Consider the following 1,899-nt stretch of genomic DNA (forward strand, 5'->3'; position numbering starts at 1 on the left):
GCGAAAAGTGTTAAGCCTCATGCTCTGCCTAAATCCGGTTATGGCGGCGTAAGCGAGTAAACCATTACAACCAGGGACAAAGATGTTTTTCTTTGTCCTTGGGTTAATATTCGGGGTTGATCACGATGAGAACGTTTATAAAAAGATGCATTTTACTTCTTTTACTCTTGGGTATGGTTCCTGCAGCGATATTTACGGGTTGGAGAAATGTTTTAAGCGAATCCGAGAAACCTTCTACGCCCACTCATCAGGAAGCGTTTCAGACTCGTTTTGAAGAGTTCTCCAGACCTGCACCTTCTAAAAATTCCTCTTTTAAACCGGTTCGGATTTGCATTCCTGCTGTCCGTCTCAGCGCAAAGGTTGTTCCGGTTGGTATACAGCCGGATGGAAGGCTTGGTGTGCCCAAATCGAGTGAAGTGGCAGGCTTCTATGAAGACGGTATAAAGCCAGGTGAACCAGGCAATGCACTCATCGCGGGACATGTAGATGATTATAAAGGTCCAGGCATCTTTTACCCTTTAAAGAAGGTCAAGCCGGGTTCGTTCGTACTTTTGTTCGATGCCAAGAACGATGTTCTGGTCTATCGTGTCGAGCAAAATGAGTCCTATGTTACCCAGGATGCGCCTCTTGACCGGATCTTCGGAGATACCAACGAATACCGCCTGAATCTCATTACGTGTACGGGCATCTATAATCGGAACAAAAAAGAGCACGAGCAGCGCCTGGTTGTCTATACACAACTGGTTCAATAAGTGGAATACAGAAAGAAAAGGAGAACCTAATGCCAGCACGTCAGCTTCTATTCAGAATTTTTGTATTGTTCACGGTCTTCCTTGCTTGTACGTCTTCACCTGCACCGGTTTTAGCTGTGAAACTGAAACCTGCAGACGTGTCCAGAGGAGAAATCGAACTATTTTTAAACGAGTTATTTGAAGAACGTTCCCGTCATTTGGTACATCCGAACCGTCCACAAGAGAAGTATTATGATATAAGCTCAAAAGCGGGCAGACATGCGCTCGCTATGCAACACAATCGAGCAGCTTATTTGCAGGCCTGGGCAGCTAAACGGCAAATGAGGATTACTGACTGCAAATCGAGTCTGCGCATAAGAGGTTTCAAGGTCCAAGGCGATCAAATCCAACTGACATTCGGACATTCGCAAAAAATTACGTACGCCTATCCAGACCAGCCTTCTCAGGAGCAGTGGTTTGGTCTAGGCACCTGGCATGTGATGACATTGAAGAAGCAAAAACACGGTTGGAACGTTTCCAAGGAGTGGTTTCTTGACCCCCTTGAGGAAAATCCGAATAAAATCCCGGATGGATCACCGCCGCTTCCCTCCTCTCCGCGTCCTGCTGCAGCAGGACAGCGTTATGATCGTCAGCGCGCCGTAGCGTATGCGAACAAATATGCCGGCCTGGCCTGGGGAGCCGGTAACGAGGGAAAGTATAACGGAAAGTACAAAAACTACAACCATTTAGGCGGGGATTGTACCAATTTTGCCTCTCAGGTTTTGGGTGACCCTCAGGAAGGTGGTGGTCTTTCCATGAGAGGTCCATGGAGATATCATTATCGAAGCGGTGGCACGCGAACATGGGTACAGACCGATGCGTTCAAGCACTTCCTCTTACATAGTGGTTATGCTCAACGCATCGCTTCAGGCCACTACGAGGATTTGATTCAATCGACAGACAAGCATCCACAAAGCCCTTTCCAGGAGCTTGCTTCAGGTGATTTGATTGCTCACGTTATGCACAATGATGTGGACCATTTTTCCATCGTTACCGGCTTTGATATGCGGGGGTATCCCCTTGTCAATTCTCATACTGCTGACCGCTACAAAGCACCTTTTGATCTGGGCTGGGATAATAAGACTCAGTATATGCTCATTCACATTAA

Annotated in this window: 2 protein-coding genes; both read left to right on the top strand. The window is 47.0% G+C overall.

All coding sequences use genetic code 11. The annotated features are described in order from the left end of the window. Window positions 1-173 precede the first annotated feature (173 nt). Complete coding sequence (locus ACQSGY_RS30655) at window positions 174-752, top strand: class F sortase (protein WP_427182406.1); 579 nt, start codon at window positions 174-176, stop codon at window positions 750-752. A 29-nt stretch (window positions 753-781) separates the two neighbouring features. Then, the coding region (locus ACQSGY_RS30660) for an amidase domain-containing protein (protein ID WP_427182404.1) at window positions 782-1,899 on the top strand (1,118 nt) is incomplete at its 3' end.

The sequence above is a fragment of the Paenibacillus sp. TC-CSREp1 genome (assembly GCF_050171015.1).
GTDB lineage: Bacteria > Bacillota > Bacilli > Paenibacillales > Paenibacillaceae > Paenibacillus > Paenibacillus silvae.

Bases quoted from the DNA above. Each gene is read 5' to 3' on its own strand.
- ACQSGY_RS30655 (WP_427182406.1), top strand. From the start codon at position 174: ATGGTTCCTGCAGCGATATTTACGGGTTGGAGAAATGTTTTAAGCGAA.